The sequence below is a fragment of the Streptomyces sp. CNB091 genome (genome assembly GCF_000377965.1).
Genome location: NZ_KB898990.1, coordinates 530,386 through 555,253 on the forward strand (window position 1 = coordinate 530,386; position 24,868 = coordinate 555,253).

At 71.9% G+C, this 24,868-nt stretch carries 24 protein-coding genes and 3 pseudogenes; 10 read left to right on the plus strand and 17 right to left on the minus strand.

Annotated elements, in window-relative coordinates:
- Position 1: 1 nt before the first annotated feature.
- Positions 2 to 463, minus strand: a complete 462-nt coding sequence (locus D581_RS0102195; protein WP_486585780.1) for a ribonuclease domain-containing protein — start codon at positions 461 to 463, stop codon at positions 2 to 4.
- 159 nt (positions 464 to 622) lie between these two features.
- Here D581_RS0102195 and D581_RS0102200 point away from each other — a divergent pair, with 159 nt between their 5' ends.
- On the plus strand, positions 623 to 916 hold the full coding sequence (locus D581_RS0102200) for a barstar family protein (RefSeq protein WP_018955592.1): 294 nt from the start codon (positions 623 to 625) through the stop codon (positions 914 to 916).
- 73 nt (positions 917 to 989) lie between these two features.
- Here D581_RS0102200 and D581_RS0102205 read toward each other — a convergent pair whose 3' ends face one another.
- On the minus strand, positions 990 to 1,688 hold the full coding sequence (locus D581_RS0102205) for a hypothetical protein (RefSeq protein ID WP_018955593.1): 699 nt from the start codon (positions 1,686 to 1,688) through the stop codon (positions 990 to 992).
- A 298-nt stretch (positions 1,689 to 1,986) separates the two neighbouring features.
- On the opposite strand from D581_RS0102205, the gene D581_RS0102210 reads away from it, so the two are divergent.
- The 3 genes from D581_RS0102210 to D581_RS01000000136725 are packed head-to-tail and all read left to right on the plus strand — an operon-like array spanning position 1,987 to position 5,975.
- Complete coding sequence (locus tag D581_RS0102210) at positions 1,987 to 3,474, plus strand: DUF4331 domain-containing protein (protein ID WP_018955594.1); 1,488 nt, start codon at positions 1,987 to 1,989, stop codon at positions 3,472 to 3,474.
- On the plus strand, positions 3,471 to 4,733 hold the full coding sequence (locus tag D581_RS0102215) for a tetratricopeptide repeat protein (RefSeq protein ID WP_018955595.1): 1,263 nt from the start codon (positions 3,471 to 3,473) through the stop codon (positions 4,731 to 4,733). Before D581_RS0102210 ends, D581_RS0102215 begins: the two co-directional genes overlap by 4 nt.
- Before the next feature lie 3 nt (positions 4,734 to 4,736).
- Positions 4,737 to 5,975: a hypothetical protein gene (locus D581_RS01000000136725; RefSeq protein WP_018955596.1), complete on the plus strand. Its 1,239-nt coding sequence runs from the start codon at positions 4,737 to 4,739 to the stop codon at positions 5,973 to 5,975.
- A 72-nt stretch (positions 5,976 to 6,047) separates the two neighbouring features.
- On the opposite strand, the gene D581_RS0102225 is transcribed toward D581_RS01000000136725, so the two are convergent.
- The 4 genes from D581_RS0102225 to D581_RS0102240 form a co-directional block, all read right to left on the minus strand.
- On the minus strand, positions 6,048 to 6,695 hold the full coding sequence (locus tag D581_RS0102225) for a class F sortase (RefSeq protein ID WP_018955597.1): 648 nt from the start codon (positions 6,693 to 6,695) through the stop codon (positions 6,048 to 6,050).
- Between the two features lie 52 nt (positions 6,696 to 6,747).
- Positions 6,748 to 7,380 (minus strand): hypothetical protein, encoded by a 633-nt coding sequence (locus D581_RS0102230; RefSeq protein ID WP_018955598.1) that lies wholly within the window; start codon positions 7,378 to 7,380, stop codon positions 6,748 to 6,750.
- 447 nt (positions 7,381 to 7,827) lie between these two features.
- Positions 7,828 to 8,469, minus strand: a complete 642-nt coding sequence (locus D581_RS0102235) for a phosphoribosyltransferase (protein ID WP_018955599.1) — start codon at positions 8,467 to 8,469, stop codon at positions 7,828 to 7,830.
- 57 nt (positions 8,470 to 8,526) lie between these two features.
- Positions 8,527 to 10,080 carry an FAD-dependent oxidoreductase gene (locus D581_RS0102240; protein WP_018955600.1) on the minus strand — a complete coding sequence of 518 codons (1,554 nt, stop codon included), beginning with the start codon at positions 10,078 to 10,080 and terminating at the stop codon, positions 8,527 to 8,529.
- Positions 10,081 to 10,945: 865 nt separating this feature from the next.
- On the opposite strand from D581_RS0102240, the gene D581_RS0102245 reads away from it, so the two are divergent.
- Together D581_RS0102245 and D581_RS0102255 are read left to right on the plus strand one after the other, a co-directional pair.
- Positions 10,946 to 11,374: a hypothetical protein gene (locus D581_RS0102245; protein ID WP_078625586.1), complete on the plus strand. Its 429-nt coding sequence runs from the start codon at positions 10,946 to 10,948 to the stop codon at positions 11,372 to 11,374.
- 140 nt (positions 11,375 to 11,514) lie between these two features.
- Positions 11,515 to 12,189, plus strand: coding sequence for a DUF6766 family protein (locus tag D581_RS0102255; protein ID WP_018955603.1), 675 nt, complete (start codon positions 11,515 to 11,517; stop codon positions 12,187 to 12,189).
- Between the two features lie 45 nt (positions 12,190 to 12,234).
- Here the strand turns inward: D581_RS0102255 and D581_RS0102260 are convergent, their stop codons facing one another.
- Positions 12,235 to 12,456, minus strand: coding sequence for a DUF6480 family protein (locus D581_RS0102260; RefSeq protein WP_026290108.1), 222 nt, complete (start codon positions 12,454 to 12,456; stop codon positions 12,235 to 12,237).
- Between the two features lie 255 nt (positions 12,457 to 12,711).
- On the opposite strand from D581_RS0102260, the gene D581_RS0102265 reads away from it, so the two are divergent.
- The gene (locus D581_RS0102265; RefSeq protein ID WP_018955605.1) at positions 12,712 to 13,128 is read left to right on the plus strand and encodes a CBS domain-containing protein; all 417 of its coding nucleotides are present in this window, start codon (positions 12,712 to 12,714) and stop codon (positions 13,126 to 13,128) included.
- A 345-nt stretch (positions 13,129 to 13,473) separates the two neighbouring features.
- Positions 13,474 to 13,746, plus strand: a pseudogene (locus D581_RS1000000141820) (NAD-dependent epimerase/dehydratase family protein); the annotation flags it as partial.
- 279 nt (positions 13,747 to 14,025) lie between these two features.
- On the opposite strand, the gene D581_RS0102270 reads toward D581_RS1000000141820, so the two are convergent.
- The 8 genes and pseudogenes from D581_RS0102270 to D581_RS0102295 all read right to left on the minus strand — a co-directional run bounded on the left by D581_RS0102270 (position 14,026) and on the right by D581_RS0102295 (position 21,616).
- On the minus strand, positions 14,026 to 15,354 hold the full coding sequence (locus D581_RS0102270; RefSeq protein ID WP_026290109.1) for a cytochrome P450: 1,329 nt from the start codon (positions 15,352 to 15,354) through the stop codon (positions 14,026 to 14,028).
- A 468-nt stretch (positions 15,355 to 15,822) separates the two neighbouring features.
- Positions 15,823 to 16,071, minus strand: a pseudogene (locus D581_RS1000000141825) (acetate kinase); the annotation flags it as partial.
- 55 nt (positions 16,072 to 16,126) lie between these two features.
- Positions 16,127 to 16,201: pseudogene (locus tag D581_RS1000000141830) on the minus strand (hypothetical protein); the annotation flags it as partial.
- Between the two features lie 256 nt (positions 16,202 to 16,457).
- Positions 16,458 to 17,723, minus strand: a complete 1,266-nt coding sequence (locus D581_RS0102275; protein WP_018955607.1) for a cytochrome P450 — start codon at positions 17,721 to 17,723, stop codon at positions 16,458 to 16,460.
- Positions 17,724 to 17,772: 49 nt separating this feature from the next.
- Positions 17,773 to 18,573 (minus strand): SDR family oxidoreductase, encoded by an 801-nt coding sequence (locus D581_RS01000000136730; RefSeq protein ID WP_018955608.1) that lies wholly within the window; start codon positions 18,571 to 18,573, stop codon positions 17,773 to 17,775.
- Entirely contained in the window at positions 18,570 to 19,256 is a 687-nt protein-coding gene (locus D581_RS1000000139100) for a polysaccharide pyruvyl transferase family protein (RefSeq protein WP_486585781.1), read from the minus strand. Before D581_RS1000000139100 ends, D581_RS01000000136730 begins: the two co-directional genes overlap by 4 nt.
- A gap of 337 nt (positions 19,257 to 19,593) precedes the next feature.
- A complete protein-coding gene (locus D581_RS0102290; protein WP_032752456.1) occupies positions 19,594 to 20,739 on the minus strand; it encodes an aromatic acid exporter family protein in 1,146 nt (381 codons plus the stop codon).
- A gap of 82 nt (positions 20,740 to 20,821) precedes the next feature.
- Complete coding sequence (locus D581_RS0102295; RefSeq protein WP_078625550.1) at positions 20,822 to 21,616, minus strand: SigB/SigF/SigG family RNA polymerase sigma factor; 795 nt, start codon at positions 21,614 to 21,616, stop codon at positions 20,822 to 20,824.
- Positions 21,617 to 22,039: 423 nt separating this feature from the next.
- Here D581_RS0102295 and D581_RS0102300 point away from each other — a divergent pair, with 423 nt between their 5' ends.
- Positions 22,040 to 23,260 carry a baeRF2 domain-containing protein gene (locus D581_RS0102300; RefSeq protein ID WP_018955611.1) on the plus strand — a complete coding sequence of 407 codons (1,221 nt, stop codon included), beginning with the start codon at positions 22,040 to 22,042 and terminating at the stop codon, positions 23,258 to 23,260.
- 113 nt (positions 23,261 to 23,373) lie between these two features.
- Here D581_RS0102300 and D581_RS0102305 read toward each other — a convergent pair whose 3' ends face one another.
- A complete protein-coding gene (locus D581_RS0102305; RefSeq protein WP_018955612.1) occupies positions 23,374 to 23,625 on the minus strand; it encodes a hypervirulence associated TUDOR domain-containing protein in 252 nt (83 codons plus the stop codon).
- A gap of 84 nt (positions 23,626 to 23,709) precedes the next feature.
- Complete coding sequence (locus D581_RS0102310; RefSeq protein ID WP_018955613.1) at positions 23,710 to 24,120, minus strand: four-helix bundle copper-binding protein; 411 nt, start codon at positions 24,118 to 24,120, stop codon at positions 23,710 to 23,712.
- 224 nt (positions 24,121 to 24,344) lie between these two features.
- Between D581_RS0102310 and D581_RS0102315 the strand changes: the two genes are divergently transcribed.
- A complete protein-coding gene (locus D581_RS0102315) occupies positions 24,345 to 24,821 on the plus strand; it encodes an SRPBCC family protein (protein ID WP_018955614.1) in 477 nt (158 codons plus the stop codon).
- Positions 24,822 to 24,868: the final 47 nt, after the last annotated feature.

The window sequence follows — 24,868 nt, forward strand, 5'->3', positions numbered from 1 at the left end:
GTCACTCGCAACCGGAGGAGATCTCCTGGAAGTTGTCGTAGTGGTCGCCGGTGTACCAGACGGTGTGCGTGTCCTGGTCACGGACGACACGTTCGGCGTCGCGGTGCTCCCCCCGGTCGCGGGGGTTGACGTCGTACTCGCGGTAGCGGCCCTCCAGGGGCAGGTCCCCGGAGCGGTTGCGGTAGACGTTGCTGCCGCGGATGACCAGACGGGTGTCCGCGACGGGGTAGTCGGTGGGCCGGGAGGACTGCGGCCACGTCAGGTCCTTCCAGATCTCGCAGGCTTCCTGGACCTGCCCGGGGAACTCCTCGACCGGCAGAGCCGGTTCGATGATGTCGGCCGACCGCACAGCGAGATGTGCCGGGGTCTGGAGGGGAGCGGCGGAAGAGGCGGCCGGGGCCGCGAACACGGTCAGGATCAGGGCGGCGGCCGCCACATGGCGAAGGTTGCGCAGGGTAGTCATGCTTTCTGCAACCGCCTGCGAGCGCCGGGGATACGGCTCGCTCCGGCTGAACTTCTTCCGGAGCTGGTCATCGGCGTAGAGGGAACCCGAACGGCGCTACCACCGGGCGGTCCCCCTGGTACGGGTCAGAGGAGAGGGCGGTCCGGATAGGATGCCGATATGACGGAAAGTGAGCTGCTGATCGACCTGCGTGGCCGCCGGATCGAGACGCTCGATGATTTCTGGGACGCGGTGACCGGGCCCTGCGGGCTGCCCGACTGGTTCGGCCGGAACCTCGACGCCTGGGCGGACACCATCCACGGACGCGGCATCTCCGACGTGATCGACCGTCACAGCACCCTGTCCGTCCACGTCGACCGGACAGGGATCTTCGCCGCGAACGACCCGGACGCCCGTGCCCTGGGCGAGGTGTTCGACGGCGAACGGAACAAGCTGGTCGTCCACGCCGTCTGAGCGGCTGCTCGACCGGCGTCGTCCGGTTCAGTGACCCACGACGCCGGTCGAGGCTGCGCGTTGGCGCTACGGGTTACGGGAAGGTCGGGAACGCCGGCGGCGTCGCCGCGCCCGGGACGTAGTCGAAGTTGGGCGTGAGCGTGCCGAAGAGGCTGCCGGCCCGGGGAGCCGTCGCTCCGGTGGCTGTCGCGAAGAGGTCAGCGGCCTCCTGAGTGACGTAGAACGGCGCCTTCTTGATGCGGAAACCGGTGGGGCTCGGACGGGCGCCGGCCATGACCTCGACGTAGGTGGACTCGGCGATCACCACTTCCTCAAGGAGCTTCTTGCCGTCGATCGACACGCCCGCGGAGTAGGCGGGTGTCGGCATGACACGGATGAACGTGGACTGCAGGGTGATGCTCTTGCCGGACGCCTGGTGCTTGATCCTGAGTCCACCGGGGTAGAAAATGCGCCCCTTGGCGTCGAGCCCGTCACCGGCCGTCGAACCGATGGGCATGCTGAAACCCCGGCCGTCGGCGTCCATCACGAACGGGCTGATGGCCTCCAGGGCGATGCCCTCGCGCTCCATCCAGGCGAGGGTCTCGTCACCGATCGTCACCTGCGCGGAGCCCCACGGGGAGATGTAGGCGCCCGGCAGCGGGGCGGCGGCAGCAGTCCTGACGGCGCCGGCCGGCTGCTGGGCGGCAGCCCCGGACGACGTCAGGCCGAGCGGGACGGAGAGCGCGGCCACGGCGGCCACGGCGATGAGACGGCGGATCGCGTGCGTACCCATGGGGGGTCCAGTCTGTGAGGAGGGTGTGGGGGGAAGGCGTCAGATGCTCTTCCCGGAGGGTCCACGAACGCGGGAACAAGAGAGAGTTCGGCGTCGGGACGACAAGCCGGTCGAAGATCGACTTCGCGATGAGTATGCCTACCCATGCATGGTTTTTCGACCATGCGGGCCGGTCGTTAGTCCATCCGGTGGGAAAGTTCCACGCGGCGAGTGACGAGCGACGCGGAGCAGTCACTCCAAGATCATTCGCGCCGTTGGCTGTGGTGACTCCCCTCCCACGACAGCCCTGGAGACTCGCGTGCCCACAACCCCCAGAACGTCCGCGAGCGGCTCACCGGCCCGTCCACGCATCGGTCTCCTCGCCGCCACCACGGCCGCGCTCACCGCAGCCGCCCTGTCCGGACAGTTCATGGGCGTCGGCCGAGCGGGCGGCCACATCGACGCCCCCTCGGCCGTGCTGGACTCCCCGGCGGACCTGACCGACGTGTACGCCTTCACCAGCCCGGACGACACGGACATGGTCACGCTCATCGCGAACGTCCGCCCCTTCCAGCTCCCCGGCACCGCGGCCAACGCGCTGGTGGACTTCCCGTTCGCGACCGGCGCCCGGTACGAGATCCACACGGACGCCGACGGCGACGGTGCGTCCGACACCACCTACCGCTGGACCTTCCGGGACGAGGACCGCCGACCCTTCGGGGTGGGACCGAAGGTCGGGCCGCTGCCGGTCAACTCGCTCGACGACCGGTCGCTCGGGGTACGCCAGAAGTACATTCTGGAGAAGATCGACGCGGACGGCGCCGGCCGGACGCTCCTGAAGGACGCGATCGCCTCACCCACCCACACCGGGCGGACCCTGATGCCCGACTACGGCAAGCTGCGGAGGCAGGCGACCCGCCAACTCCCCGGCGGCGGACGGACCGTGGCCACCCAGGCGGCTGAGGCGTTCAAGGCGGACACCCAGGTCTTCGGCCTGTACACGGTCGGCACCAGCGGACCCGTGCCCGGATGGCTGCCCGACGCCCAGCCGCTCTCGGCGCTGAACGTGAACAGCCTGATCCTGCAAGTCCCCAAGAAGGAGATCGCCCTGAAGGGCGACCCGGAACGCAACCCGGTCGTCGGCGTGTGGGCGTCCGTCTCCCGGCAGGGCGCGGACCTGGAGCGCAGCCTTGCGAAGCAGGCCCCCACCTTCCGGCAGGTGTCCCGGCAGGGCACCCCGCACATCGCGTTCGCCCTGTTCGGCTCCACCGTCGGCCTGGCCCGGCCCGGCGGGCCCGAAGACCGCTTCCAGGCGCGTCTGCCGAAGGACGACCACCTGGAAGGCGACTTCCTGGCCGCCACCCTCGACCCGGTACCGCCGCACCGGATCGAGAGGGCCCAGGGCCGTACGGCGCCGGCCACCCCGCGCCGTGACATCCAGGCCCTGTTCATGAAGGGCATCGGCAAGGACAACGGATCCACGTTCGGCTTCGACCTCAACACCCACACGATGAACGCCGACGTGGACCCCGAACACATCGTGCTCGCCGAGCAGTTGCGCCTCAACCTCAGCACTCCCGTCACCGCGGATCCGAAGAGCCAAGGTGTCCTCGACGGCGACCTCCAGGGCTTCCCGAACGGGCGGCGGCTGAACGACAACATCGACGGGCCGCTGATCCGCATGCTGGAGGGTGAGCCCGCCGGGCCGTCCGCCGCGAACCTGCTCCCGCGGCCGGTCCTCAGCCTGCAACCCGCCGACGCGCAGGCCACGTTCCCGTACCTCAATCTGCCCCACGCGGGCCCGTGAGGCGTCTGATCACCGCCGCGGGCGCGGCGGCGGCCGTGGCCGGGTGCGTGGCGGGACTTCTCCTCCTCGGCCCCGACACCTCCCGGCCGTCGGCCACCACCGCGCCCGCGGGCGCCTCCAGTGAGGGCGCCGGCTCCGTCGGCACCATCCGCAAGAGGACAGAGACCCACCCCGACGACCCGACGGCCTGGGCCGACCTGGCGCACGCCGAGATCGAACGGGCCCGCACCACCTTCGACGCGGGTCTGCTCGATGGAGCCGACACGGCGCTGCGCCGCTCCCTCGCCCTCGACGGCACGGACAACTACCGGGCCGTGACAGGCCGGGGACTGCTCGCCAACGCCCGGCACGACTTCGGCGAGGGCCGCCTGCACGGGCTGCGCGCCACCCGGATGGCACCCGACCGGCCGGACGGATACGCCGTACTGGCGGACGCCGAGATCCAGCTCGGGAACTATCCGCAGGCGCGGCACGCCGTACAGCGGATGCTCGACATCGCCCCGGCCACGGCCGCCTACAGCAGAGCCGCCTACGACCTGGAGACCGGCGGGCGACCCGAGGACGCCGCCATCGCACTCCAGCGAGCCGTGGACAGCGCGGTCACCCAGGACGAACGAGCCTTCGCCGAGGCCCGCCTGGGCGACCTGGCCTGGTCCCGGGGCGAGATCGACCGGGCGGCACGACACTACGGGCGCGCCCTGGGCGTGGTGCCGACCCACCCCTACGGGCAGGCCGGACTCGCCCGGGTGGCCGCCGCGCGCGGCCACCCGGACAAGGCGCTCGATCTGTACACACGGCTCGTCGAGCGGATGCCGCTGCCCCAGTTCCTGCTGGAGAGCCTGGACCTTCGGCGCGCGAGCGGAGATTCCCACCGGGGAAGCGAGCGGGCGGTCCTGGCGGCGCAGCTGCGGATGGCCCGTGCGGACGACGGACCCGTCGACCCGCATCTCATCCTCTACGCGGCCGACCACGGCGACCCCGAGGTCGCGGTGGAGCTCGCGCGCAGGGAGTGGAAGCACGTCCGAAGCGTCATCGTCGCCGATGCGCTGGCCTGGTCCCTGCATCGCGCGGGCCGCGACACCGAAGCCCTCACCTATGCGCGCCGGGCGGCCGCCACCGGCTGGAAGAACGCTCTGTTCCGCTACCACCGGGGCACGATCGAGCAGTCCCTCGCCCTGCCCGAGGGAACCCGCCGCCTGAGCGAGGCCCATGCCCTGAACCCGTATCTCTCCCTGTACCGACCCGACGCAGATGGGTAGTCGATGAAGTTTCCCTGCCGTGCGGCGGTCGTCGCGGCGCCCCTGCTCGTGCTGTCCGGCCTCACCGCGGTACCGACGGCCCAAGCCCACCCGCTGGGCAATTTCAGCGTCAACCACTACGACGGACTGCGTCTGTCGCACGACCGGATCGACGACACCGCGGTCGTCGACAGCGCGGAGATTCCCACCGCGCAGGACGAAGAAGCGACGGACACCGACCACGACGGCACGATCGCACCGGCCGAAGCGGCGGACAGGGCAGCCGATCGATGCGCCCTGCTCGCCGACCGCACCCGCGTCGCCGTGGACGGCAGGCGCGTCGCCTGGCACGTGACACGCTCCACCCTGACCTACGGGAAGGGGGCCGCCGGCGTCCCCGTAGCCCGGCTGACCTGTGCCCTGCGCGCCGAAGCCGATCTCTCCCGGCCCGCCGACATCACCTTCACCTCGGGGGCGGACGCGAAACGGGCCGGCTGGAAGGAGATCACCGCCGTCCCGGGTGACCGTGTAGGGCTGGCCACATCGTCCGTTCCCGCGGACAGCCCGAGCGACGTCCTGCGCCACTACCCGGCGGGGAACGAACAGCCACTCGCCGTGGCCGCCGCGAAGCTGCGTACGGAGCCGGGCAGGGGCGCGGCCGCTGCTCCCGGCGCACCGGGAGCGGGTGCGCCGGGAGCGCCCCCGGCGGTTCAGGCGCTGGACCGGGGCACCGTGCTCTTCCTCGCTCTGGAGCGCCGGCTCACCGGTCTGACCGCGGGCCGGGACCTCACGTGGTCGGTGGGCCTTCTCGCCGTCCTGCTGACCCTGCTGCTGGGCGCGGGCCACGCCGCACTGCCCGGCCACGCCAAACTGGCGGTCGCGGCCTGCCTGGCCAGACGGGAGGGCGGGGTACGCGCCGCGCTCGCGGTCGGAACGACCGTCACGGCCACCCACACCGCCGGGGTCCTGGCGATGGGCCTGATCCTCACCGCGGGCGTCGGCCTGGCCGGGGAACGACTACTGGCATGGCTGGGCGCGATCAGCGGTGCGTTGATCGCGGCACTGGGAGCGGTCCTGGTAGTGACGGCGGTACGGGCCCTGCGCTCGGGCCGCCCACCGGCGCAATGGCACCACGGGCACAGCCACGGACACGGGCACAGCCACGGGCACAGCGACGGACATGAGGCCCTCGTGTCCTACCGGCCCTCACCCGGCCGTTGCCGGCCGCCCGCCCGGCTGAAGTACGGGGCGGGGAACCTCTGAGTGAGGGCCCCGCCTCGGTCGTGAGGGCGGCCGGCACCTTGTCCCCGAGGTACCGGCCGACCCGAGCGGCGCTCAGGCCGCCTTCTTCCATGACGTGAGATGCGCGAAGACCACCACGTTCGCCGAGTAGCCCGCCTTCTCGTCGAAACGCCCGCCGCAGGTCAGCAGCCGTAGTTCAGGCCGCCCGGTCTCCCCGTACACCTTGTCGTCGGGGAACTTGTCCTTCGTGTACGTCTTCACCGCATCCACCGTGAACACCGCGGTCTTGCGGTCCGCACGCACCACGTTGACCTTGTCGCCCCGGCGCAGTGCGTTGAGGTTGAGGAAGATGGCGGGGCCGGTCCTGGTGTCCCGGTGGCCCACGAGCAGCGCCGTGCCGTTCTCACCGGGCGACGGCCCCTTCTCGTACCAGCCCGTCAGCTTGGGCTTGCTCAACGGCGGGGCTCCCAGCCGGCCCTTCGCGTCGAGTCCGAGTCCGGTGACCGCGGCCTCGATGAAGATGGCGGGAATGGCGACCTTCAGCGGGCGGGAGGGCACCAGGGGAGCGTGCGAGGCGGGCACGTGCTTCTCCGGTTCGTGCGGTGCCCGCCGGAACGGCTCCCTCCCGCCGCCCGCGGCGTCGCTGCCGCGGGCGGCGGCGACCGTCCGGGTGTCCTCGGAGGAGCCCGAGGACACCCAGACGATGCCGGTCACCAGGGAGAACGTCACGCACAGCGTCATGGTGAGACGGCACGCGCGCGTCGGTCCTCGTCGTCGCCGTCGGCAGCGGGCGTTACGCCTCGCCACGGGCACGGCGACGTGCGGACCGGCGCATCATGACCAGGCCCGCGGCTCCGGCGGCGCCGGCAGCCAGCGCGGCGGCCGCTCCGGCGTTCGAGTCGCTCTCGGAGCTGACGGGCTCCATGTCCGGGACACCGCCGCCGCCCGCGGGGACACCGCCGATCGGCCTCTGCGGCTTGTGGGGCTTGCCGCCGCCGTGACCGCGGTCGGGGCACTCGACCTTGAAGCTCTTCTGCTTCGGGCCCGCCGGGACAACCCACACCAGCTGGTACGTGCCCTCCGGGAGCAGGTACGTCTCGCTGCGCGCACTGCCGTTGATGAGCGGAAGCCTGTCCATCAGGGTGGTGCCCGGCGGAACGGTCGGGGGCTGCTCGGTGATCGTCCAGGGGACCGAGGGGAACGACTCGAAGTTGCTCGCAGCCAGCACGAACTTGCAGACCTCGACCCCGTCGCGGTCACTGCGCGAGTGCCAGCTGACCGAGCGGATGTCGATGTTGCCGCTGTCGCCGGGGAGGGCGTAGGCGGCGGGTGCTCCGGCCAGGGTGGCGCCGGCGACCGCGACTGCGACGGCCACCTTGGCGCCCGTGCGGGCGCTGCGGGAGCGGACGGAACTGGAGATGCGCATGAAGGCTCCTTCAAGCCGAGATGATTGTCGTACTGATCACCTGATCGCCTAAGACATGCCATGAATCGTCACGAAAGTCAGATAAGACACGAAAAACACGACGGAAGTTCCCTGATCGGCAGGCAGCATACGAGTGGCGTATCCGCGGGCGCAGGAGCGCGCCTTCGTCGACACGGCAGCCACGGGACGAGCCCGCAGCGCGGCCAACTGACCGTCGCCGCGCCCGGGTGGCCGGAGATCGGCGACCGGCCCGCGCTGCGAAAGCTGGTGCGGCGCAGCGGCGCAGCGGCGCAGCGGCGCAGCCGCACAGCGCATCGCGCCCCGCCCAGCCGGGCCGCCCCCGTCAGCCGAAGCTCCTGTCGACTTCGACTGCGGCGACCTGCATGAACGCGCTCGTCCGCGCTCACATGCAGGTCCATCCGATGCCGCCGAGGACGGCCGATGCTCTCAGCGGCCGCGCAGGAGGGCGAGGACTTCGCCGTCCGTCACCTGGTCGAAGTCGTCGTACCACTCGCCCACCGACCGGAGGCCCGGCGGCTGTTGGAGGCAGAGGACATCGTCCGCATCCCCGCGCAGGCGCTCTCGGCTGCCGGGAGCGCCGACCGGTACGGCGAGAATCAGCCGGCCCGGAGCCCGACGGCGCACGTGACGCAGCGCGGCCTGGGCGGTGAGCCCGGTGGCGAGGCCGTCGTCGACCAGAACCACGGTCCTGCCAGCGACCCGGGGCTCGGGCCGGCCGTCCCGATAGAGCTCCTCGCGACGGCGCAGCTCCGCGCGTTCCCGGGCCAGTTGGGGGCCGAGACGGTCCTCGGAGAGGCCGAACATCTCCAGTGCCTCTCTGTCGAACAGCGGCGGGTCGTCGCCGACGACCGCACCGATACCGTTCTCCGGCCGGCCGGGCAGCCCGATCTTGCGTACGACCAGGACGTCCAGCGCGGTCTGGAACGCCGATGCGATGGGTGCCGCCACGGGGACGCCGCCGCGGGGAAGCGCGAGGACGACGGGGTCGGTCATCCCGTGGTCGGCCGACCACGCCAGAAGCCGTTCGGCGAGCTCACGGCCCGCCTGTTCTCGATCCCGGAATCGCATGGGTCCGCCTCTCGGACGGGTCACGGTTCGGTGGGAGCCGACGCCCTCCGACTGGGCTCACTCCGCCTCGCCGGGGACCTCCAGCCTTTCCAGAGCGCGTGTCGCCGGCCCCTGGAGCACGGCGCCGTCGGTTCCGAACCGGGACCCATGACACGGACACTCCCAGGTGACTTCCGCGTCGTTGAAGGACACCAGGCAGCCGAGGTGGGTGCAGCGGGCGGAGACGGCCCGCAGCGTGCCGTCCTGATGCCGGTAAACGGCGCAGCGCCGCCCCTTCACCCGCACGACGGCGCCCGTGCCCGGCGCGATGTCACTCACCGAGTCGACGTGGGTCACCCGCATCCGGTCCCCGGCGAAGTGCTTGGCCACATCGGCTTGCTGCTTCAGCAGCGCCGCGCCCTCGCGGAGGACACCCGCGATACGTCGCGGATCGTACAGCTCCGCCCAGGCCGGCCGGGCTTCGGACTCGGTGATCAGAGAGGTCAACAGCCGGCCCGCAAGGACGCCGCCGGTCATTCCCCAGCCACCGAAGCCGGTTGCCACGTAGGTATGACGAGCCCCGATATGGAGGGGGCCGATGAGCGGCACGGTATCGCTGGGGTCGTTGTCCTGTGCCGCCCACCGATAGGTGGTGGCGCCCACCGGAAAGCGTTCGTGCATCCAGGAGTCGAGACGGCGGAAGCCCTCCCGCGGGTCACCCGTGCCCGGCGTGAAGCTCTCCCCGGTGACGATCAACAGACGGCGGCTCTCGTCGAGCGGCGCGGTACGCACCGACCGCTTTCCCTCGTCCTCGGTGATGTGCATCCCCTTCGGAGCCCGGTCGGTGGCCACCGGCGCGGCGACCACCAACTCCCGCCGGGGCGACAGCCGCGCGAAGAGCATCGCGCGGTCGAAGACCGGGTAGTGGGTGGCGACGACCACGTCCCGGGCCGTCACCACCCGCTGGTCCTCCGTGGTCAGACGACACGGCTGCCCTTCCGAAAGTCCGGTGACCCGGGTCCGTTCGAAGACGAGGCCCCCGAGACCCAGCAAGTCTTCGGCCAGAGCCAGGAGGTAGGCGCGCGGGTGGAACTGCGCCTGTCCGTCCAGGCGTACCGCGCCGCCGACCGGGAAGGGCAGCTCCGTCTCGGTGACGTACGAGACCTCGAGACCCGCTGCGGCAGCGGCACGGGCTTCAGCCTCGACGGCCGCGCGGGAGGCGGGCCCTGCCGCGTAGGAGTAGGCGCTCACCCGCTCCAGATCACAGGCGATGCCCAGCTCGTCGACGATCGCCGCCAGCCGCTCCACCGCGTCCAGCTGCGAGCCGGCGTACAGCCGGGCGGCCTCGGCGCCATGAGCCCGCCGCAGCCGGTCGTACACGAGCGAGTGCAGCGCCGACACCTTGGCCGTGGTGTAGCCGGTGACGCCGGACGCGATGCGGTCCGCCTCCAGCACCGCGACCCTCCGGCCCGCCCGGGCCAGCTCCCACGCCGTGCTCAGCCCCGCGATGCCGCCGCCCACCACGGCGACGTCCACGGCGATGTCCTCGGTCAGGCGCGAGTAGGGCGACGCATCCGTCGTATCCATCCAGTAGGACTCGTCCTGCCCGAAGAAGGGGCGGGGGTCGGTCATGACGTCATCTCCCCAGATCGGTCGCGGCTCGGTGGAGGCGTCTGCGCGGTAGCTCACCACCAGTGGTGCGCGCGACGTGGTGCGCGTCGAGCGGCCCTGCTGTCGCCGGGTACCACCGTGGTCGGCTGCCAAACGCGGCGGGGCCGGACGCAGTCGCGGGAAGCCGGCCAGAACCGAAATTCAGGTTCAGGGCATGGCGAACGAGATGCCTCCCGACCGGGCGGAGGCCGCTCCGCTCCGCGAGACGCCGGAAGCCGGACCGGCCGGCAAGGGCGCCAGGAGAGGCGCAGGCGTGAGACGTCCTCCTCGATCGGGCAGAGACTGGATCAGGGCGGAGACATGTTTTGGGAGGAAGCCACTCGGGGACTCGGGTGGCACACCGATCCAAGCGGAGGGAGCGATCGCGATGTCGAACCCGCAGCAACCGGAACAGCGGCGCAGCGACAAGGGTGGGGCAACCCCGCAGGACAGCGCCGAAAGGAAGGCGCGAGAGCCTGGAACGCCCCGGGGCGGGGGCGCGCACGCGCACGGAACGGACAAGGGAGGCAAGGGCGGAGGCCCCGGCGGCGGGGTCCCGCCCGAGGAGCGCCCGGACCACCCGTGAGCGACGCCCCGGCGCCGTGCGTGACGGCACTGCTGGAGCGGCGCCGTATCGGGCCTTCCCCGGGAGTCGTCGGTGGCCTCCTGTGTGACGGCCCGCCCGCAGTACCGGCCGACGGCCCCAGGGGCCGAGCCGCGGGGGCCGTCGGGAGCGCCGCCGCCGGCGGCCGACCCGGGATTCCGCGCCCAGGCGTGTCGGAGGGGCGGCGGGCGTCCTCACACGCCCATGATGTCCCCGGAGGGCCGGTCGGCGGACGGAGACACGATGGCGTATTGCCGCTCCCCAGGAGCATGCGCGGCTCCGCTACTGGCTCCCCTGCTCGCGGCGACGCTCCTGCTGACGGGGTGCGGCGGGGCGGGCGGCCGCACGGCCGAGGTGCGGGACGCGGCCGTGGCCTTCCGAGAGGGGCTGCGCACCGAAAATGCGGCGGCGACGTGCGCGTTGCTGGCCCCCGCGACCCGCGACACGCTCGAATCCTCCGAAGGCAAGCCGTGTGTCGCGGTCATCGCGGGCGAAGAGCTGCCGGTGGCCGGCCCGGTCCGCGGCGTTGACGTGTACGGGAACCAGGGCCGTACCGTTTTCGACGGTGACACGCTGTTCCTGTCACGCTTCCCCGACGGGTGGAAGATCGTGGCCGCCGGCTGTACGCCGGACCCGGGGCGGCCGTACACCTGCGTCGTCGAAGGCGGGTGACCGTGACGAAAGCGCTGTTCGTCCTCTGTCTCACCGTCGTCGTCTGCGGGCTCGCCTATTTCACCGCGCTGGGTCTGATGCACAGATGAGGGGGCTGCCGCCTCGTCGACGAGGACGTGCGAGAGGGAAGGCCGCGTCCGGTGCGTAGATTCCTGCGGGACAACTCGCTCACGCTGGCTTTCGCCGCGGCCTTTCTGCTGACCCTCGCCGGACAGGCACTCGTGGGCCACGCCGAGTTCAACAACGGGCTGCTCGTCGACTCCCTGGCGCCGGTGTCCCTGAGCGCTTACCTGATGTCGTCGGACTTCGCCGTCGATGTGACCGAGAACTGGCAGTCGGAGTACCTGCAGTTCTTCCTCTACATCTTCGGCACCGTCTGGCTGCTCCAGCGCGGCTCCCCCGAGTCGAAGGAGATGGACAGGGCGGGACCGGAGGACGACGAGACGCAGCGGGTCGGAGCCCACGCCCGTGACGACTCCCCCCGCTGGGCGGCGGCCGGGGGAATCCGCCAGAAACTGTTCTCGCGCTCGTTGGGCCTGGTCATGGCCGCGCTGTTCCTCCTGTCGTGGCTGGCCCAGTCCGTCGCGGGCACGGCGGCCTACAACGAACAGCGGCTCCGGAACCTTCAGCCGCCCGTCGGCTGGAGCGGGTACCTTCTGTCGGCCGACTTCTGGAGCCGTACGCTGCAGAACTGGCAGTCCGAACTTCTCGCGGTGGCCTCCATGGTCATCCTGTCGGTCTACCTGCGCCAGCGCGGTTCCCCGGAATCCAAGCCGGTCGGCGCCTCGCACGACGCCACCGGCGTCGAGGGCTGAAGAGCCGTCGTCGGTGGGAGCTTCCTACAGAAGCGGGTACCGCGGTCACAGGAGCAGGGCGTAGACAAGGAAGAAGGCAGCCACCATCACGGTGACCGTGATGATCGCGATCAGCGGGCCCATGGCCCAGCCCTTGGGCGGTGCGTGACGCGGTCCCGCTTCGGAGGTGCTGCTCTCACCGGGGGGAGTGTCGCCGGGGGTGATTCCGCCGCCGGGCTCCAGGCCTGGCGTATCGCGCGGATCCGGGTCCGGGTTTCCTGTGCTCATGCACTCCGAGTACCCCTTCGCGCCGAGGCACACGTGGACGCAGCGGCCTTTTCCGGCAACCGAGCTTCGTTCCGGGCCACAGGACCCGCAGGGCCACAGGGCCGCCGAGTCGTCGACGCGGCGGCGGCACCCCCCTGTAGCGGCTCCGCGGGTCGCATACGCCCGAACGGAAGAGCCGGGCGTTAGGAACGTCTCCCATGGGGAACCCGCCGCGCCACGGACGATCCGCACTATCCCAGGAAGGGAACGAGACCCATGACTACCGCACGCGAGATCATGACCAGCGGCACGGAGTGCGTCGGGGAGAAGGAGAACATCCTGGACGCCGCGAAGAAGATGAAGGACCTCGGCGTCGGCGCTCTCCCGATCTGCGGCACCGACAACAAGCTGAAGGGCGTCCTCACCGACCGCGACATCGTGATCAAGGTGCTCGGCGCGGGCAAGGACCCGGCGGACTGCACGGCCGGCGAGCTGGCCCAGGGGGAGGCGGTGACCATCGGCGCCGACGACCCCGCCGAGGAGATCCTGCGCACGATGACCTCGCACAAGGTCCGCAGGCTGCCGGTCATCGACGGCCACACCCTGGTCGGCATGGTCGCCACCGCGGACGTCGCCCGCGCCCTGCCCGACCCCCAGGTCGGAGACCTCATCGAGGCGCTTTCCACCGACTGAGGCCACTGCCGGATCGCTACGGGCCCGCCTGTTCCCCACCCGCCGCAGACGGGGAGCAGGCGGGCCCCCACGCGCCCCGCCGCCGAAGCACATGTCCACCGCGGCGGGCCGTTCGGGGGATACCGCGGAAACCGGCGGACTTCCGTGTGTGAAACGTACGCGCCGGGGAACTCACCCCGCCGTGCCCGTCGGGACCACGGCGGGCGTCCTGGGTTACCGCCTGCCATGGTGCCGCACTGTTCGGCGGAGCATCCCGGCCCGGCCCTTGCCGCCCCTTGGCCGCCAGAGGCCTGGTGCTGCCCAGGGGTCGTGTGTGACACCCCTGCACGGGCGAAAGGCGGACCCATGTCCTTGATGACGACACCAGCCCCCTGGCGTCGCGCCGTCGTCACCGGAGGCGCCGGATTCCTCGGCTCTCATCTGTGCGAGCGGCTGCTGGACGCAGGAGTCGAAGTCGACTGCGCGGACAACCTGCTGTCCGGGTCCATGGACAACATCGCTCATCTGGAGGGCCGTCAGGGGTTCCGGTTCACTCGCTGCGACGTCTCTTCCGGCCGGGCTGCGGACGAACTGGCAGGCCCCTACGACCTCATCCTGCACTTCGCGTGTCCCGCCTCATCACGGAGTCCTGCCGCCGTATCCGTGAGCACACGACGCCTGAATCGGGCACGGGAGAAGCCCCAAGCCCCCAGCACCGGTCGCCCGCGCCCGGGCAGGCAGGCCAGAGGCGAGCGGTGGAGGGACGGCCCGGCCCGCCGTGAGGATCGCAGGGGCGGGCAGTGGCCAGCACTCGGCGAACAAACGAGCGGCAGCAGTTCGGGAGGCGTGTGATGGGTGGAGGAGAAGGCCAGGATGCCGCCGAGCTCGTCGTCCGCGAACAGCTTTGTGCAACACGCTTCAGCGCCGGAGCTCGCATGGTGTGGCGTACATGGTCAGGCCCTTGGGCGTCGGTGTGAGTTCCAGGCTCACGCCGATCTTGCGGCCTGGCCGCGCCGGGCGCAGCGTGCGCGAGCCGGCCAGGGTCGCCAGGGCGACGGGCAGCATCGCATCGGCCGCAGCTGCGCCGGGGCAGTATCGGGGACCCAGGCCGTAGGCGAGCAGCGCGGTGGGGGCCGGTGGCGGCTCGGCGTGGGGGAGCCAGCGCTGCGGGTCGAAGACGCCCGGGTCGCGGTAGCGGTTCCTGTCGCGGCGCAGGGCCCCCAGGGGCAGCGTGACCACGGCTCCGGCCGGGATGCGCACACCTCCCTGGCAGGTCTCGTGGCGGGTGCGGCGGACCAGGAACGGAATGCCGTGGAGGCGGGTGACCTCTTGGACGAAGGCGGTCGCGAGCGGGAGCTGGTGTGCCTGGAGGCGGTCCGTATCGGGTGCCGCGTCGGCTTCGTCCTGGAGAGCCTGCTGGTAGTGCGGGTGGCGGCCCAGTTCGTAGCAGGCCCAGGCGAGGGTGGAGGCGCTGGTCTCCATGCCTGCGATCAGCAGAGCACGAATGTCGCGCTGCACCACATGGGGGTTCCCGGGAGCGGCGGCTTCGAGTACGGACACCAGGTCCTGCCCGTCCGGGTCGGGCCGGTGGTGGGCTCGCACCTGGCGGACGGCTTCGTCCAGCTCGGCGAGCGCACGGCGGCTGGCGCGGCGCCGGGGCACGGGCACCCAGGGCCAGGGTGCGAGGGCGTAGCGCCAGAAGATGCCGCCGGACAGGGTGGAGCGGGCGGATGCGATCTTGGACAGAGTGTCGGGAGCGAGCTCGCTGTTGAGGACACAGCTGACGAGGAGACCGCAGGCGAGCCGGCTCATCTCCACCCGCATGTCGAGCGGTCGGTCCGCGGGCAGCTCGGCGAGCAGCTGTCGGGTACGGGCCTGGACACTGGGGCCGAGAGCGGTGAGCCGGGACGCGGTGAACGCCGGTCTCATCAGTGCGCGCCGCTCCCGGTGGGCGGCGCCCTCGAGGCCGACCACCCCGTGCGCGTTGAAGTCGCGCAGGCTCGGGTCAGGGCCCCAGAACTGGAACGTGTCCTCATCACTGCCGACCTTGCGCAGCAGTGCCGGGTCGTTGACCTGAAAGGCGGTCGTCGGGCCCGTCCTGGTGGGGACGACCGGACCCGACTGCTCCAGACGGGCCGCGAGGTTGGCCGGGTCGAGCCAGAACCGCAGGGCGCGGGAGGGGGCGAGTACCCCCGTGCCGGGCGGCACGACCGGTTGTCCGGGGCAGACTTTCCTGTCCACACTCATCAGCTTCGCTGTCCTGTCCACGTTCGTCGGCCTCCGCGGCTCCGGCCGCCAGTACCGTATGGGCAACGATCGACTGTGGGGGCGGTCACGGGTGGTCCGGTCCTCTGCGAACCATCGAGCGCCCGGCCGGACCTGCGGGACACACCGGCCACCCGCCCCGGTGTGGCGATCGGCCACAGCCCCGGCGGGGTCATGGACCGGGCCGCCGAGCTCCTGGCCGCACACCGGGCCGGTAGCGCCCGCCGCGGTTCGACGAGCGCCACACGGCGACTCGGTGTGGCGCGCGCATGGCACGGGGTCGCCGTACCCTGCTCCGCCACCCACCGCCCCACGCGTCGACGGCCCGTCAGCCGCTGCGCGGGCCCCGTGCCGGCGGCCCAGAAGCGCCCGGGTCTCACGGTCGACCTGCTGAGCTTCTCCGGTAGGTACGACGATGACGGGAATCCGCGCTCCCGGCCCACTGACGACTTCGGGGCGTTCGGCGACGATCCCCCGCAGCCCGCCCGCGAGGCCGAGCGCGGGCAGCCGGGCGCAGACCTCCTCGCGCACCTCGGGCTGGTCCTCGCCGATCTCCCCGGTGAAGACGAGGGCGTCCAGCCGCTCCAGCGAGGCGGCCATCGCGGCGACGCCCTTGCGGCAGTGGTGGGTGAAGACGTCCAGAGCCAGGGCCGCGCGCTCGTCTCCCGCCGCGCGGTCGCGGACGAGGTGTGCGATCACCAGGTTGAAGGTCCTCCGGTCGCCTGCCGAGGAGCTCGGCGGCCCGGTCCAGAGCCCAGGCGTACGACAGCCCGTGGAAGCCGTAGCGTCGTACGCCGAAGTCCTCGGAGCGGGCCCGCCGCGTCGTCACCGGGCGGTGAGTCGCCGCGGTGGTCGGCCAGGATCTCGCCGCCGTCGCCGAATACCGTCAGACGCAGGCTGGACGACCCGGCGTCGGCCACCAGGATCCGGCTCTCGTTCCCTACGGATATGTCTTTCCTTCCATCGCGAAGTCTGCCCGCCCACAGTTCCTCAACCGCCTCCTGGCCAAGCTCCGCGAGGGCATGCTCGCGCAGAGCCGACACAGCCGATGGCACGGACGTACGGAGCGGGCCGCTCCGTACGGGTCAGGCGAGGGCCGCCCCCTCCGTGGGGCCCGCGGCAGATGGTGCCGCGACATCGCTGATGACGAATCCGCTGCGGGGGGCCGTAGGGATCCTCCGCAGCGGAATCCGCAGGTCCTGCTCGGTGACGACGTACGGCAGTCGCGCCAGGAAACGGGCCACCGTCGCGAGGACGGCGACGGTCACGTCCTCCCCAGGGCAACGGTGGCCCTCCGCCGGGCCACCGCCCTGGGGGACAAGCGCGTCGGCCGGGGCGGGGCCCGCCAGGAAGCGTGACGGGTCGAAGCGATAGGGCTCGGGCCACAGATCCGCGTCGTGATCGAGCCCGTACAGGTCCAGCAGCACCATCGTGCCGGGGGTGATCGTCTGCCCGGCCCACTCCAGCCGCTCGGCGGCCCGGCCTCCCACGAAGGGGGCGAACGGGTAGAACCGGCGGACTTCCTGGGCGAACGCCCACGCGGACTCGGGGGCGTCGTCGTCTGCCAGGGGCTCCCGGTGTTCGGGGTGACGGTGCAGCGCGTGCGCGGCGAACACGGCGAACCAGGTGATGGCCACCGTCGGCCGCAGCACATTGAGCAGTTCGACCGCGGCGGTGCGCGGCGTGAGCGGTGACCCGTCCGCACTCCGGTGTGCCGCGATCGTCCGGAACACCGTGGGGCTGAGGCCGCCGCCAGGACCGGCGTCAGCACGAGCGGCCTCCACCAGGGAGGCCAGCCGCTCCTCCTGGCGCCCGCGAGCCCGTCGTGCCGCGAGATGGCGGGGGCCGACGGCGGCGAAGCCGTCGACCATGGCGATCAGGTCGCGCGACGTGCGCGTCAGCGCGTTCTCGTCCAGGGGGACGCCGGCCCAGGCGTGCACCGCGCGGGTGAGCACCTTCGCCAACGCGTCGAAGAGGACGACGCGGTCCTCGCGCGACCATTCCTGCCGTGCCCGCTCCAGTTCCCCGCCCACCTGCCGCGCGAGGTCCCGCACCGCCGACGGGTCCTTGAGCAGGCCGGTGAACAGCGCCTTGCGCACCCGGTGGCGCTCGCCGTCCAGCGTGTGGACCGCGCCCCGGCCGAACAGCGTGTCGATCACCGGTTGCGGCAGGGCGTCGTGGCGCAGGATGTGCTTCTCGTCGTAGAAGAACCGCACTGCGGCCGGGCCGTGCAGGGCGATGGCCCGCTTGCCCAGGAGGCGTGTACGCACAGGCGCTCCGCCGCTGCGGCGCCTGCGGTCGGGAAGCCAGGCGTAACCCTGGAGAAGGAGCGGGAGAGTGCTGTCGGCCATGGTTTCCTCCGTGGTGCGCGCGGACGGGGTGCCGGCGGGGGCGGTCGCGTCAGGGGCGGCGCCAGTCGTCGGAGCGCAGGTGGGAGCCGGCCTGAGGCCCCATGCGCAGCATTCCGCCGTCCACCGCCCAGGAGGCTCCGGTGGTGTAGGACGACTCCGGACCGGCGAGGAAGGCGACCACGGCGGCGACCTCCCGGGCGTCGCCGGGTCGCCCGAGCGGGATGCCCGGCCGGTCCACGCCCTCCACCTCGGTGTCCTCCTGGCCTGTCATCGGCGTCGCGATCTCCCCGGGGGCCACCGCGTTCACCGTGATGCCGTACTCGGCGAGCTCCAGGGCCATCACCTGCGTCAGAAGGCCGAGCCCGCCCTTCGCGGCACAGTAGGGGGCCGCGCCGACCCGGGGCTGGTGCTCGTGCACCGAGGTGACGTTCACGATGCGCCCGCCGTCCCCCTGGGCTATCATGCGGCGGGCCGCACGCTGCGAGCACAGGAAGGGGCCGATGAGGTCCACGTCGATCACCTGCCGCACCGTGGCGTGGTCCAGGTCGAGGAACCGGGTGGACGTTCCGGTGCCCGCGCAGTTGACCAGTACGTCGACCCGGCCCAGCTCGTCAGCCAGGTCATCCACCACGTCGGCGGCGGCCGGCAGGTCGGTGAGGTCCAGCCGGGCGACCGCGGCACGTCGGCCGGCGGCGCGGACTTCGGCGGCGGTGTCCTCGCCGCCCCGACGATCGCGGTGGTAGGTGATGCCCACGTCCATCCCCTGCCGCGCGAGCCGGACGGCGACCGCTCTGCCGATGCCCGAGTCCGCCCCGGTCACCAGGGCGACCGGGACGCTGTCGTCGGTCATGTCTCCTCCATGGGCGGTGTCGGCGAAGGGCAGGGGCCCGCTCCCGCTCCGGGCGTCGGGCGGGTACCACCGTCGGCCGGAGCCAAACGTGAGAAGCGCGCGGTCTCCATCGGCCGACCGGACTTCGGGGAGAGGCGTGTACTCCGGCGGTGCGCGGCCGCGCTCCCCGCCGGGGACAGGCACCACTTCCACCAGTGGTCCAGCAGCACGGTGGACAGATTCTCATTGCCCACCGTCGCCGGCCAGCGCAGGATCCCGCTCTGCGCCGTGACCTTGGCCCCGCCGAGAACCGGGTCCACCGCCAGCGCCGGGACGCCGGCCCGCAGAGCGAGCACCAGGCCGTGCAGCCGGTCGGTGACCACGAGGCCGAGCCGTCCGATCAGGGAGAGGTACTGGTCCGGCGTGCGGCAATGGCGCCAGTCGTCGTGGGCCAGACGGGTGTCGGCGTCGATCCTCGCGCAGTCCTGATGGGCCAGCCAGGGGAGGAGCACCTCGGCCGTACGGTCGTGGGCGCGGCGGTCGCCGTACTCGCCCTGGCCGTACGTGAGAGCCACCCCCACGACGGGAGCGGCAGCCGAGGCCGGCGCATCCGTCGCGAGATCCGGCAGCGCGGCGGCGTCCGGTCCGTCGCGGGCCAGGACGCGGTGGAACCCCCGGACCGCCCGGCTGTCGGGGTCCACCACGCTCACACCGACGGCGACACGACGACAGGAGGCGAAACGTTCGTGAAGCCGCGTGAACGGTGCACCGTGAACCGGGCCGCACACGAACAGCAGCTGCTCATAACGCGATGGGAGCGCCTCGTCGAGGCTCAGTCCGCCCGGGACGAATGCGGGGCTCCATGCCGTGTCGTGCACGATGCCCAGCCGGTCGAGCGAGGCGAGACCGCCCGTTGGGCGAGAGCGTCGCCGGCGGTGACCTCCCCGTCCAGGAAGCTGAACCAGCCGGTGACGAGGACGCGCCCCGTTTCGCCTCGGGGCCGGAGCAGGTCGTCCAACCGGGTGTCCAAGGGTGACGGCATCAGAGGGGTCCCTCTCCTCGTCGTGCACGGGCGGGCGGAACGTCCGTGTCCGCTCCATCGGGTGCCAGGTCGTCGAGCAGCGCCTGGCAGTCGGCCGTCAGGCTGCCGAGCGCGGCCCCGACCTCGGGGCCCTGACCGTGCAGGTGTTCCTTCAGATCGGCGAGGGCCCGGTGGGCGGCTGCCAGGGCGTCGTTCCTCCGGCCGCACCGCTCCTCGTCCGTGCCGTGCGCCATGATGGCTTCGTCGGCCGAGCAGACCTCCCCCACGGCCGTCAGGAGCCGGCCGACCTCGGCCAGGGCGCGGTGCGGCGGCAGCGGCAGGCATCGCTGCTCGGAGGTGGTCTCCCACAGCGTGAGGGTGAGGGCGAGCAGCCGATTCGCCACCCGGGCCCAGACGATGTCCCACGCGGTGGACGGAGTGGGCGTCCGGCGACGGAGCCGGTGACCCGGGTTGAGCCGGAAGCTCTCGGCGTCCCAGCCCCGCGCCACGTGGAGCTCGGACAGCGCGCCCAACAGGTCGTGCGCGCTCCGGTGCCAGCGCTCCGCCCGCTGCGCGTCGTACTTCCGCATGCCGTCGCCCATGCCGTCGCTCATGTCGCGCAGCAGCTCGGCGCAGTCGCGCGGCAGCGCACACGCCAGCCTGCTGACGTGGAGCGAGTGGGCGGGCGGCAGGACCGCGGCGTTCACCGCGATGCCCACCGCGGCCCCCACGGCCGTCTCCAGCAGCCGGTGCCCGACGGCCGGCAACGAGTACGAGCCGTAGGCCAGCACGAAGAGGGCGGTGGTCGGGGCGTACAAGCCCTGGCCGCCGACGGGCGCCAGGTTGCCGAGCAGCACGGTGAGGGGGAGGGCGATGACCATGGCCGCCATCGTGTTGCCCGTGAGGGCGGCGGCACCGGCGGCGAGCAGGGTCCCGGCCGTGATCATCAGGAGGAGCTGGGTCGCGGTGCGCACCGACCGGTAGACGGTCCCCTGCACCAGTGCCACAGCCGCCCAGGGAGCCATCAGCGCCATGGGTGCCGTCAGCCACCAGCCGGTCAGCGCCCAGGCGACGATGGCCGCGGCGGCAGCCTTCAGGGACTGCGTCACCTGGTACGCGTCGGGCCGGCGCAGGCGCGGTGTCACGCGGGCGAGCGCCGTCCTCATGGCCTGCTTGCCGGCGCGGTGGGCTTGAGCGGGACGACCGGCCGCCGGTCGCCCCGTCGGCGTGGACGCGGGGCGGGGACGGTCATGCCGCTCCCTGGAGGGCGTCGTCGCGCAGCCGCTCGCAGGACTGGCTGAGCAGCCGCGAGACGTGCATCTGGGAGATGCCGAGCCGTGCGGCGATGCTCACCTGCGTCATGTCACGGAAGAAGCGGAGGTAGAGGATCGTGCGCTCCCGCTCCGGCAGCTTGCGCAGACCCGGTTTCACGGCTTCCCGGTCGACGGCGACGTCCAGGGCCCGATCGGTGGAGCCCAGCCGTTCGGACAGCGGGCTGCCGCCCTCTACCCCTGTCGGCTCGGCGTCCAGGGAGAGGGCGCTGTAGCTCTCCAGCGCCTCCATGCCCAGCAGCACGTCCTGCTCACTGAGGCCGGCCGCGGAGGCGATCTGGGCGCAGGTCGGAGCGCGCCCGCCCGAGGTCTGGCTCAGATCACGCCGGACCGTCCTGACCTGGTTGCGCAGATCCTGGACACGGCGCGGTACGTGGACATCCCACGTGTGATCGCGGAAGTGCCGCTTCAGCTCGCCCGTGATCGTCGGAACCGCGTACGTCTCGAACGCCTTGCCGCGGAGCGGGTCGTAGCGGTCCACCGCCTTGACGAGGCCCATGGCGGCCACCTGCCGAAGGTCGTCCATCGCCTCCCCGCGGTCGCGGAACCGTGACGCTATCCGGTGAGCCATCGGCAGCCACGCACACACCAGATCGCTGCGCAACTCATCCCGCTCTTGGCCCGGAGGCAGCACGCTCAGCCTCTGGAGAGCCTCGTGCGCCGCCGAGTCGTCCCCGTCCGTGCGTGATTCTTGGCCAGATGCAGTCTGCATGCGCGTTTCACTCCTCGACGGCCGTTGCGTTGAGTCGCCGTAGGAGGGCACGGGGGCCGGACACCTGCCGCCCGGAACTCCCACGGGCGCACCTCATGTCCGAAGCACATTACTCGCATACCCGTACGAATGCCTGCCAAACGCGCCCCACCTCAGCGAGGTGCGGAAAGCGGAAGCGCACCGCCCGGTCCGGCCGCCGTGCGAGGCCGGGTCGCGGGCACGACCCCTGAACCCCGTGCTCCGCGACCCGGTCCCACGGCCCACCGCTCGGCCGCCAAGCCGAGTTCCCTTCCGCGGGAACCCCAAACGGGATCAACATCGCATCCGGACACTGCGTCGGCGTGCGACTCGGCAGGTGTGTGGTTACGGCCGACCGGGGTACCCGGCAGGGTCGAGCCTGCCTCGACAAACCGGGAGGAAATCATGGATCTCGCGCACCTGACACCTCTGTACGAGCGCCCGGGCCCGTGGGCCACGGCCTACCTCGACACCTCGGTCGCCGACGAGGCCACGCTCAGCCGCCGCGAGCTCGCGGGACGGCAGATCAGCGAGGAGCTGGCCGCGCACGGGGCGGATCAGGAGACCTGCCGGGCGGTGCGCCGGACGATCGACTCGTACGACTTCGGCCGGCACACCGCGGGCAGGGCGGTCTTCGCCGCCCACGGCCAGGTCGTACTGGATCCCGTGCTGAGCGTTCCACCGCCCGGCGAGTCCTCCAGCGTCTGGGCGCCTCTCCCGCACGTGGCTCCCCTCGTGGAGCTGACTCCCGATGAACCGGACACACTGGTCGTGCACGTCGATCGCCTCGGCGCCGACATCGAGCTGCGGACGTCGTCCGCACGCAGCCCGCTCGGTACGGTGCGGGGCCGCGACTGGCCGGTGCACCGTACGGCCACCGCCGACTGGTCCGAGCGCCACTTCCAGCTGAGCGTCGAGAACACCTGGGAGGAGAACGCCCGTACCGTGGCGGCGGCGGTCGAGGACGCCGTCGGCACGACCGGCGCCCGCCTGATCGTGCTGGTCGGCGACGCGCGGGAACGGCATTCCGTCCGTGCGGCTCTGCCCGGCCGGTTCCCGGCGCTCGTCGTCGAGACGGAGCACGGGGGGCGAGCGGCCGGCTCGGACACCACCCGCCTCGACGAGTGGATCGCGCGAGAGCGTCGCGCGTACTCCCGTCGGTACGCGGCGGACACGCTGGAACGGTTCACCGCGGCCAAGGCCCGCGACGGCGGCCGGACCGACGCGGCTGACGGCGTCCCGGCACTGGTCGACGCGGCACGTGAGCATCGGATCGACACCCTTCTGCTCCGGCCCGACGGGCCGGACACCCATCGCGAGGTCTGGGCCGGCCCCGCGCCGGAACAGCTCGCGCTCCGTCGGACCGATGCCCGCTCGCTCGGTGAGCCGGAACCCTTCACCGTCCGCGCCGACGATGCGCTCCTGAGGTCGGCGGCGTTGACCGGAGCGGACGCCGTCGTCGTGGGCGGTGCGGCGGCCGCTCAGGACCGTGCCCCCGAAGAGGATCTGGCAGCGGACAACCGCAGGGCTGCCGAACCGATGCCGGCGGAACCGGTCGGGGGCCTGGGCGCGCTGCTGCGCTGGCCCACGGACGGCGAACATCCGCTGACGGAACCGGGAACCTGACGTTCCGCCGCAGCAGTCGAGCAGCCGGGGTGGCGGGCTGAGGCGGGCCCGATCCGCGCGTCCGCCCCCGGTGGGCTGTCTCCGACGTCCGCCTCAGGCAAGCGGTCGAGGGGTCACCTGCCGTTCTTCGTCGCTCGCGACCGGCCTCCGCCCTTCTTCCTGTCCAGTGACTCCGGGCGGTGGACGGCCTTCCTGCCCGTCTTGTCGCTCCGTACTTCGTACTGCGGTTCCTTCTCGGAGGCGTCGACCGTTCGGCCGGCCCTCTCGGTCCGCCCTTCGATCTTCCCGGTCACCGTGCCCTCGACATCGTGCCCGTGGCTTCGCCAGACGACGTCGTCGCCCTTGGACAGCTTCTTCTTCGCCATGGTGCGCTCCCTTCTGCGCTGGATCGTCCGTCGATGGCTGCTGGCGGCCCGCCGGGCGCGTGTCCGCCCGGGACCGACGAGCGGTCAGCCCAGTGTGGACAGGAGGTCGTCGCACGCCTGCTCGCAGCGTCGGCATGCTTCGGCGCAGACACGGCAGTGATCGTGCCGGTCCGCATGGGCCTCGCACTCGTCGGCGCAGGCCTTGCAGACGGTGGCGCAGGCTCGGAGGAGCGCGCGCGTCACGTTCGCGTCGTACCCCGTGTGGCGCGAGAGCACGGCCGCGGTCGTTCCGCAGACGTCGGCGCAGTCCATGTCGGTACGGATGCACTTGGTCAGCTCGGCGACCATCTCCTCCGACAGGCATGCGTCGGCGCAGGCCGTGCACGCCTGGGAGCAGGTGACGCACTCCTCGATACAGCGGGCGAGTTTCCGGCGGTCCACCCCGCCCAGGTCGGCGGGGTAGGTGTTGAGCATGTCCTCGACCACGGTGGTCATGAGCGCCTCCCGGCGAGTAGGTCTCCTGTGCGGCGGAGTGCCGCTGTTCCGTACGGGTAGACCGATCGCGGGTCGTGAAACGCCTGGGCGTTCGGAAACACGCGCGATCATGAGCGGGCCCGCCGGTCCGCGAGGGACGGGTTTGTTCTCCCGTATCGGTGGTACCCAGTAGCGGCAAGACGTCCGGCGTTCGGGACGCTCCGACCGACGAACCGAGGAGGAACATGGCCGCCCGGCACCATCTCATCGACCGCCCCCCGTCCGCCGTGTGGGCGGTGCTGGAGGACGAAGGTCTGTACGGCAACTGGGTGGTGGGGACATCCGAGTCCCGCAGGGAGCAGGGCGACTGGCCCGAGCTGGGCTCCTCGATCACCTACAGCGTGCGGCTGGGGCCCAAGGAGTTCACCGGGCGCACGGTGGTCCGGCGCGTCGAGAGGCCCCGGACCCTGGAGCTGGAGGCCGAAGCCGGCCCGCTGGGTTCGGCGCGCATCGCCCTGGACATCCGGCCGTGGGGCGACAAGACGCTCGTGACCGTCGACGAACACCCGCTGCGCGGCATCGGCGGCACGCTCCACAACGTCCTGCTGGACTCGCTGATCCAGATTCGCCACCGCACCATGCTGGCCCGCCTCGCCCGGTTGACCGAGCGCACGACGCCGAGGACGGGCGGACGTATCGTCGCGCCGGCCGACCGCCCATGAGTTCCCGCTGCACGCGAACCCCTCGGTGAGGGTTCGCCCCGTCGAAA

What these genes read in the sequence shown, in the direction of transcription:
- D581_RS0102195 (WP_486585780.1), bottom strand. Translation starts at nt 463, where the DNA reads ATGACTACCCTGCGCAACCTTCGCCATGTGGCGGCCGCCGCCCTGATC.
- D581_RS0102200 (WP_018955592.1), top strand. Translation starts at nt 623, where the DNA reads ATGACGGAAAGTGAGCTGCTGATCGACCTGCGTGGCCGCCGGATCGAG.
- D581_RS0102205 (WP_018955593.1), bottom strand. Translation starts at nt 1,688, where the DNA reads ATGGGTACGCACGCGATCCGCCGTCTCATCGCCGTGGCCGCCGTGGCC.
- D581_RS01000000136725 (WP_018955596.1), top strand. Translation starts at nt 4,737, where the DNA reads ATGAAGTTTCCCTGCCGTGCGGCGGTCGTCGCGGCGCCCCTGCTCGTG.
- D581_RS0102225 (WP_018955597.1), bottom strand. Translation starts at nt 6,695, where the DNA reads ATGACGCTGTGCGTGACGTTCTCCCTGGTGACCGGCATCGTCTGGGTG.
- D581_RS0102230 (WP_018955598.1), bottom strand. Translation starts at nt 7,380, where the DNA reads ATGCGCATCTCCAGTTCCGTCCGCTCCCGCAGCGCCCGCACGGGCGCC.
- D581_RS0102235 (WP_018955599.1), bottom strand. Translation starts at nt 8,469, where the DNA reads ATGCGATTCCGGGATCGAGAACAGGCGGGCCGTGAGCTCGCCGAACGG.
- D581_RS0102240 (WP_018955600.1), bottom strand. Translation starts at nt 10,080, where the DNA reads ATGACCGACCCCCGCCCCTTCTTCGGGCAGGACGAGTCCTACTGGATG.
- D581_RS0102245 (WP_078625586.1), top strand. Translation starts at nt 10,946, where the DNA reads ATGGCGTATTGCCGCTCCCCAGGAGCATGCGCGGCTCCGCTACTGGCT.
- D581_RS0102260 (WP_026290108.1), bottom strand. Translation starts at nt 12,456, where the DNA reads ATGAGCACAGGAAACCCGGACCCGGATCCGCGCGATACGCCAGGCCTG.
- D581_RS0102265 (WP_018955605.1), top strand. Translation starts at nt 12,712, where the DNA reads ATGACTACCGCACGCGAGATCATGACCAGCGGCACGGAGTGCGTCGGG.
- D581_RS0102270 (WP_026290109.1), bottom strand. Translation starts at nt 15,354, where the DNA reads ATGAGTGTGGACAGGAAAGTCTGCCCCGGACAACCGGTCGTGCCGCCC.
- D581_RS0102275 (WP_018955607.1), bottom strand. Translation starts at nt 17,723, where the DNA reads ATGGCCGACAGCACTCTCCCGCTCCTTCTCCAGGGTTACGCCTGGCTT.
- D581_RS01000000136730 (WP_018955608.1), bottom strand. Translation starts at nt 18,573, where the DNA reads ATGACCGACGACAGCGTCCCGGTCGCCCTGGTGACCGGGGCGGACTCG.
- D581_RS0102290 (WP_032752456.1), bottom strand. Translation starts at nt 20,739, where the DNA reads ATGAGGACGGCGCTCGCCCGCGTGACACCGCGCCTGCGCCGGCCCGAC.
- D581_RS0102295 (WP_078625550.1), bottom strand. Translation starts at nt 21,616, where the DNA reads ATGCAGACTGCATCTGGCCAAGAATCACGCACGGACGGGGACGACTCG.
- D581_RS0102300 (WP_018955611.1), top strand. Translation starts at nt 22,040, where the DNA reads ATGGATCTCGCGCACCTGACACCTCTGTACGAGCGCCCGGGCCCGTGG.
- D581_RS0102305 (WP_018955612.1), bottom strand. Translation starts at nt 23,625, where the DNA reads ATGGCGAAGAAGAAGCTGTCCAAGGGCGACGACGTCGTCTGGCGAAGC.
- D581_RS0102310 (WP_018955613.1), bottom strand. Translation starts at nt 24,120, where the DNA reads ATGACCACCGTGGTCGAGGACATGCTCAACACCTACCCCGCCGACCTG.
- D581_RS0102315 (WP_018955614.1), top strand. Translation starts at nt 24,345, where the DNA reads ATGGCCGCCCGGCACCATCTCATCGACCGCCCCCCGTCCGCCGTGTGG.